Origin of the sequence: Methanobrevibacter sp. UBA188, assembly GCF_905234905.1 — an archaeon.
In the GTDB taxonomy this organism is placed as follows: Archaea; Methanobacteriota; Methanobacteria; order Methanobacteriales; family Methanobacteriaceae; genus Methanocatella.
In genome coordinates this window covers 636-8600 of the sequence record NZ_CAJOJM010000064.1, presented here as the reverse complement: position 1 = coordinate 8600, position 7965 = coordinate 636, and the positions used below count along the sequence as shown (strand labels likewise).

Genomic DNA, 7965 nt, shown 5'->3' with positions numbered 1-7965 from the left:
CTCTTCGCCTGCAAAAGCTCTGATTGTTATTTCTGCTTCTCCTTCAATATCAATACCGGCGTTTCCATCTTCGTAATAATAGGTTCCGCCTCTAACTGTAATGATTCCTCCCATTAATGAAGCCGCATCTATTGCTTCTTCCAAGGTTTCATAATATTCATAATCTGAATCTTCATCTTCCTGGTATATGAATGGATAGTTATATTCATCATCATAGTCATCTTCATCCTCGCTGAGAATATTTACATTACTTGCGGACCTCATAATGGATAATGGAGCCATTTTGATATTGCTGGTTGAATAGTATAAATCATCACCTTCAAATACTGCACTGATTTCATAGTCTCCGTCATCCAAATCGGAAACGATTAAATCGTCTCTGCAGGATTGGGTTAGGGTTTTAACAATGTTTTTATTCGAATCTGTTATTGTGTAGGTGATATTTCCTACTGCATTTTCCGGAGCTGAAACACCGACAATAGCCTTATTTGGAGATGTGACTTTATTGGAGGCACTTAATGTGACTACCGGAATATTTTTAGTGACTTTCAAAGTAGCCTCAGTGGAATTTGATTTGTAGTTTACACGTTCCTGTGAAGTGACTTTGATTGTGTAGGTTCCAGGTTCAAATATTTTATCTATTTCAACAGCTCTGCTACCGTTAACATATTTATCAGTTTTGTAATCTCCAATTTCTATTGTATAGATTGATGGAACATTTGTTTTTATGTTTACAATAACGGTACCATTATCTTCTACTTCCACATCCTCTACAGATATGGTCGGATTAGCTTTATATACTTCAAAATTGATGGTGGAAGATGAAGGTGCGTAATCTTCATTATTGTAGGTAGCTACTAGGGTATATTTTCCTGCATCTAATTTCAATGATTCGAGTTCATCTTTTGTGTATCCTTTTCCATTCAATTGGTAACTTATTCTACCTGAAGCAGTAGAAGGCAATGTTTCAACGACTTTCAGGGTTTCACCATAGGTAATATTGTCAACAGAAACATTTAATTCAATGCCTATACGGTTAACTTTGAAAGTAACACTTATGCTGTCCATCAAGTAGGTATTATTGTTCATATCTACAATATTGTTTAAAACAGCTGTATGTTTTCCATGATTCAATACACCTGCATTATAGGTAAATGCATTGTTTTTAATTTCTGCAGTGACATTTTCACCATCAATGGTTAAGTTTGCTAATGTGTAGATATTGACACCAGGATTTGCTGCACCTTTGATTATTGAGTTATTACCATATGAAACAGTTGACGCTTTTAAGTTAGCATCGCTAACTTCAAAAACAGTATCATGAGCCACGGTAAATCCGTTGCTGTAAACATGCCTGTTTTCTCCAGTGTTATTCATAAAAATACACTCTTCAATGAGTGCTATAACTTTAGGAGAGGTTGCAACAGCTCCAGTTGTTGCATGGTTATCTGTAAAGGAACTGCTATCTATAAACAATGTGAGTTTTTCATTATTAGGGTTTTTGATTAAAATTGCAGAACCCAACTTACCGCTATTGTTATTGAAGGTACAGCCTTCAATGAATGCATTTGAACTTCCGTCAAGACATAAGACTCCTCCGTCGACATCTTTGTTGGCGTTGTTTTCAAAGTTGGATAATCCGATGTCAATTGTTACCTTGGTAGTGTTTCCATTGACATATATTACTCCACCTTCAAGTTGGGCTTTTTCTCCTAAACTATTTTTGATGTTGTTTTTAACGAAATTAGATAGGCTTACAGATGCATATCTTGAATTGTTTCCGACATATATTGCAGATCCTTTAACAGCAGTATTCTGTTCAAAATCACATGAATAGATTGCTGATTCAAATTGAGCTATGTTTTTAAAGTGAACTGCTCCTCCTTCACGTGCAGTGTTGTTTATGAATTTGGAATCTGTGATTGAAACATCATCATAACCCAATGATGTGACTGCTGCAGTACTTACTTTTAAAGGAGCGACATTGTTTATGAAATTACAGTTGTCAATTTCCAGTGATTCTCCGTCACTGAATATGGCTGCTCCACCATTTCCAGCAAATGATGTTTTTGTAATCTTATTGTCTGTAAAATTACATGAATCCAGTGAAAGATCTCCGTGATTGACTATAGCTCCATAATTTGTATTTCTGTTGTGAATTCCTCTGAATGCTATACCATAAATATAGACTTCAGCATTTTCGTTTACAATTATGAAATTCGCATCGCCGCCCTGAGCATCAAAGACCACAGTTTCCAATGCAATAATATCTAAAGTCTTATTGGATATTACTATTTTTGTGTCTTTATATGTGCCGTTTTTAACATATATTGTATCTTCATTGCCGGAATTGGCTACTGCCTGTGCTAAAGTATCATATTCCACATTTGTACTTACGACGAGGAAGTTGCTGTAGGTTTTACTTACTGAAAAAGTAGTAAAATTCATGGCAAGATCAAAGTTTTCATCAGCATCGCGCATAGCAACAACTGAATAATTGCCTAAATCAAGGCCAGTCAGCTGCATGCTACCTTTACCGTTTACAACTTCAAGCTTATAATATTTATTTCCGATGAAAATTGTGTAATTATTATCCCAATTAGCATAAAGATTTAAAACAGGTATTTCAGGTATTAATACATTTTTTACTTCAAGATTCAATAATATTTTAGCTTTTGCAATAACTACTTTTAGATATGCAGGGTTTGTTAGATAGAATTCGTTTCCTTTTAAATCAGAATAATATACGTGAGTATAGAAATGGTCATTACTGTCTCCCTGGGTATACATTCCTTCCATGGCTAATTCATGTGTTCCACCACTCAGCACTCCAAGATTTATATTAAATTCGTTATTTTCAACAGTAAGCAAATCTCCGAAAACATTCTCATCATCCATGGTTCCTGATAAAAGAGTAAAAGTATTATTTAAATTTGAACCCCAGTCAAATTTACCATTAAGAATATACTCACTACCATATGAAGCATCTTTTTGAGTCATTGTTAAATTCAAATCATATTCATTAAACTCTAAATTAAATTTCCTTGTGAGTGATTTGGAGTATATGTTTCTCTGATTAGTTGCAATATTGGAATCAAAAACACAGAAGGTAATATTAACGAGTCTGTCACTGCTGTCAGTTATATAGACAGCTCCTCCAGTTTCAGCTGTGTTTAGCATGAATGTACTGTCCTCAATTTTAAGATTAGTAGCATATATTGCACCACCTTCAGTTGCATCATTACGGGTAAACTCTGAGTTTGTAATAGTTAAATCTGAAGAAGGATTTGCATTAATTGCTCCACCCTGTTCACCAGTATTGTTGGTGAAAGCACATTCATCTATAGTTGCAACAGTGTTTGTTAAGATAATTTGACCGTTTAAATCAAAAGTTGTACCATTAAGTTCCAATTTTGAATTTTGAGCATTAATCGGAGTTCCAGGTTGATTTTGAGAATTTTTAATATTATTAAATTCACAATCTGTAATGGAAGACTCCAAACTGCTAGTGAATATTAATGCTGCTTTTGAAAATTTACCGGTTATAGTTATATCTTCTAAGATAAGTTGGGCATTAGCACCTACGTCCAACAGATAATTTTGAGAATTACTTGAAAAAGTGACAGTATCCTCATATTCGGAAATAATTTTAGGCATAATTGTTACTACTTTATTTCTAATTTGTACGTTAAAATTAGAAGAACCTGTGTAAGTTCCGGCTTCAACAGTAATTACTCCACTTCCACCATTAGGAATAGCATTAACAGCTGCACTTAAACTTCCAAATGCGTCCTTATCGTCTAAAATAAAATAAGAGTCTGAAATAGTAAAAATATTTCCAGAATAACTGTATCTTTTGTCACTATCTTTCATCATGTAAACAGTATATGTTCCTGTTTCAAGATCAGTGAATTCTACAGAATGGAGATTAGCCCAAGGTTTATCAGTATAATAAGAACCATCTTTATATAAAACCACTAAATTTACATCATCATCAACGTTAGGTGTTATTGTGACTGATTGAGTAGGAGCGTCTACTTCAATTTCAAGGGAACCATGTCCTATAAATAGACAATTTTCAAAACTCCAATCTGCACTTTTACCACTATCTATACTATAATCATCAAAATCGTTTGGTTCATCAGAGCCCTTTTTATTTCCTTCAAAATAACAGTTTATAAGTTCAACTGAACCGCCATCTTCAATACAGATGGCTCCACCGTATCTATCAGCCTTATTGTTTATGAACCTACAGTCTGTGGCTTTAAGTGAACCTTCATCCACATTTATGGCACCACCTAATCCATAACTAACTCCATCGCTATTAGCATGATTTTCTTCAAATATACACCTGTTCAAGGTCAATTGTGCTCCATCTTCAACTTCAATAGCACCACCATCACGTGCCTTCATATTTCTAAAGGTAATGTCATTGATTGTGACCTTTACATTATTATTAGTTACACGAAGGAACCAACCACTTCCACTTCCATCAAAAGTTACTGGGCCGTTGCCGTATGGCTGGAGTGTTATAGTTACTGCTGTATTAACTTTATACTCAAAATCATCATCATCATCAGAGTATTTATAATAACCTGCCAAAACCTTTATTGTTCCTCCCTTATGATCTTCAGCGTCAGACCAGGCATCTTCCAAATCATAATACCATTCACCAGTACCATCATAGTAAAAATTTTTACTACTGTGTTTAAGCAAATCATCATTTGCAGCGGAAAGCACATCATCTGAAGCAGAGGGTGCAACTCCCACCTTATGATTTTCATCTCGACTATCAGTTACATTAATTTCAACATCTCCGCCACTTTCACTCTCCGGCGAAATAGCGTTGTCTTCATCAACAGCAACAGAAGTTGCTGCTATCTCGGTATCGCTGACTTCTTCCATTAATGTTTCATTAGCATCAGCCGCTGAAATTGCGCCAATACTTATAAACAATACAAGGATTATCAGCAATATCCCTATCGTTTTTTTCTTCATTTTAAAATACCTCAAATTTGTAAGTAATTATAGAATATTCATTCAAAAAATTTACTCAATAATATTTCTCAGTTTATTGTTTTATAAACTTATTGTTGTTTGAGGAATTAAAACTATAAATTTAGTTTTTATTTTCCAATATAACAGAACGTTTGTTCTTAAAATTAATTTTACACTTCAACCGAACGTTCGTTCTCTATATCATTTAATAACTATAAAATATAAATTGTTTAATGTATGAATACAAAACAGTTAATTTTAGAAAATACTTTAAAATTAATGATAGAAAAACAAGACTCTCTCATTTCTATTAGAGAAATAAGTGCATCCTCCGGAATTGCAATTGGTGGAATATATCACTATTTTTCAAACAAAGAAGAAATATATAAAGAAATTACTGAAAGATACTATATAAACTATTACAAATTCGATATAGACAAACTCAATCAGATAAATGGAAATGCAAAAGAGAAAATCCATGATGTCATGGCTGAAATTTTTAAGCAGAAACAAACCGGAATCAATATTGAATCTATTGATGATGAAATAGACTACAGAACCATATTATTGATTTTGACTGCAAATGGATTTGCTCATGAAAATTTTCAGGATTTATGCCAAATCCTCCTAAACGAATTGAAGGAATTATTCACAGAAATTATTAATGAAGGTCAAAAAAACAGGGAAATCCGACAAGACCTACCAACCGAAGACCTTGTAGAGTCATTAATTATCATGTACATGGGAATTGAATATAAATGGGAAATGTATCTAATTGATGATATGATTTCAACCATTTGCAATGGGAAAAGATAAGATTCAGAGAATAATTAATTAACTATTAAAAACATTGTGTGGTTAGATGAACACTAAAGACTTGATTCTTGAAAAAACACTAAAATTAATATTGGATAAAGGCACAATCGACATTTCAATTAGTGAAATTCGAAATTGCACCGGGCTGACAACCGGAGGCATATATTATCATTTTTCAGATAAAAATGACATATTTGAATCAATTATGCAAAAGTATATGGTGGATTATATTAAAATCGATTTTGATAAAATCCCTCTTGAAGGTTCCACAAAGGACAGAATCCATGATGCATTGCTTTATATTTTACATCACTTCATAAACGGTGCGGAAATTGAAAGCATAAATGAAAAAATCAATTATAGAAGCGTATTAATGCTTTTAACTTCAACAGGATATGCCAATGATGATGTTAGAAGAGTAATTTCACAAACAGGAAATAATATTGGAATATTTTTATCCGACCTTGTCGAAGATGGAAAAATGCAAAATGAAATCAGAAAAGACTTTTCAACTAAAAACATTGCCGAATCATTGTATATCATGTATATGGGAATTCAATGCGTTTGGTTAGATTTCCCAAGTGCGGATATTGATCTCATTTTTGAGAAAAACTTTGAAATGGCATGGCAGGCCATCGAATACCAGTGAAAAACTATTTTAAATTTAATAAAACAAGAAAAAAAATAATTAAAATTCATGACATATTAAGAGTAACCCACCTTCTGTTTAACAGGTTATTAATTAATTATTTGCCTAAATTACTACTTTTTCTGACAAATATTTAGATACAGAAAACTAAATATTATTTTCCATGTTAATGATTAACTGCTCCGTGCCGTCATTTAATTGCATAATCAAATCATTTAAATAATACTTAAACTGACTAATTACTTCTGCTTCTTCATTCCAATGAGTATTTTCATACTTCCTTACTTCCGCCTATTTTTCATAGCCTACATCTACATCAAAGTATTTCGCTTGTATCTCTTCTTGCAACTGTTGGAGCTGATGATAACTAAAAAGTAAGTCATTAATTTTATAATCCAATAATTAAAACTGTACCTTATCTCGTGCCATCTTCATTGCAAAAAATGTATTCAATACACAATGTTCATAAGTATTAAGCTCATCATACGACTTTAAAAAAAGAAAATAATAACTATTTACTTAAAATAGTTATCAAATTTCAAGTAGATATTTTCTTCCAAATTAGCAAGTCTGGATTTGACTTTTAATTTTCTGAATAACAATTCCCGTATCCAGTCAATTAAAGAACATGCAACAAATATTCCCACACCAACAAGAATTATGCCAATAATCATAGAAATTGGATCCATATTTGCTAAAAATGCGAATTTTTTGGCCAAGACATACTTGTCAACTATCATATTATCATGTATCAGGTAAACACCGAAACAAACTGGAGCGAAGAATTTAATCACGGATATTGAAAATGATTTGGTAATTTTAATATTTTTAAAGACACAGAATAATGCAATACCACCTATAAAGTATAATGGAGACAAATAACAATTAAATGAATATAATCCAAATCCCGTTTCTATTAAACCTAAAGACTCCGAAATATATCTTATTGACCAAGATATTAAAGAACAAACAATTTGAACCACCCCACCCTAAAAGAGGGTGGGGATTCCTGAATTTTTTTCACCTAATATGGTTAATTTAAGTATTTTTCAGGCAAATCCCCGTTGAACCAGCGGTTTAGAATATTAATTGCTGCGTTTATGTCTCTATCAAGTATTTTTCCGCATTTTGGACATTTCCAGTTGCGTGTTTTGACTTTTAACTCTTTGTTTATGTGTCCGCAGTGGTGGCATGTTCGGCTTGTGTTGTGTGGTTTTACGAATTGTACGCCATCGGATTCGCTTTTGTAGAGTTGAAATTTGTCTTTTAGTCTTTTTATGAATCGCGATAGAGGAAATATCATGTTTTGTTCTCCTCCGATTAAAATTTTGATAGTAGAGTAGTTTTTTTCAAAGACTATGGTGTCGTATTTTTTGACTAGGTTGTAGGTTAGTTTTTCAATGTAGTCATTTAATTGGTTTGTTCTTTTGTTGTACCATTTTTGTAGTCTTTTTTCTAGTTTTTTCCATCGCCTGCTTCCTTTCCTGCATTTAGACATTAAT

At 32.8% G+C, this 7965-nt stretch carries 5 protein-coding genes; 2 read left to right on the top strand and 3 right to left on the bottom strand.

Annotated elements, in window-relative coordinates; all coding sequences use genetic code 11:
- Positions 1 to 4998 (bottom strand): hypothetical protein (locus QZ143_RS08985; protein WP_292883392.1); only part of this gene is annotated, 4998 nt, incomplete at its 3' end.
- A 237-nt stretch (positions 4999 to 5235) separates the two neighbouring features.
- Between QZ143_RS08985 and QZ143_RS08980 the strand changes: the two genes are divergently transcribed.
- Positions 5236 to 5814, top strand: a complete 579-nt coding sequence (locus QZ143_RS08980) for a TetR/AcrR family transcriptional regulator (RefSeq protein ID WP_292883390.1) — start codon at positions 5236 to 5238, stop codon at positions 5812 to 5814.
- A gap of 46 nt (positions 5815 to 5860) precedes the next feature.
- Positions 5861 to 6463, top strand: a complete 603-nt coding sequence (locus QZ143_RS08975) for a TetR/AcrR family transcriptional regulator (protein ID WP_292883387.1) — start codon at positions 5861 to 5863, stop codon at positions 6461 to 6463.
- 515 nt (positions 6464 to 6978) lie between these two features.
- Here the strand turns inward: QZ143_RS08975 and QZ143_RS08970 are convergent.
- Both QZ143_RS08970 and QZ143_RS08965 read right to left on the bottom strand, forming a co-directional pair.
- Positions 6979 to 7446 (bottom strand): hypothetical protein, encoded by a 468-nt coding sequence (locus QZ143_RS08970; protein WP_292883384.1) that lies wholly within the window; start codon positions 7444 to 7446, stop codon positions 6979 to 6981.
- A 50-nt stretch (positions 7447 to 7496) separates the two neighbouring features.
- On the bottom strand, positions 7497 to 7965 hold a 469-nt coding region (locus QZ143_RS08965), incomplete at its 5' end, for a zinc ribbon domain-containing protein (protein ID WP_292883381.1).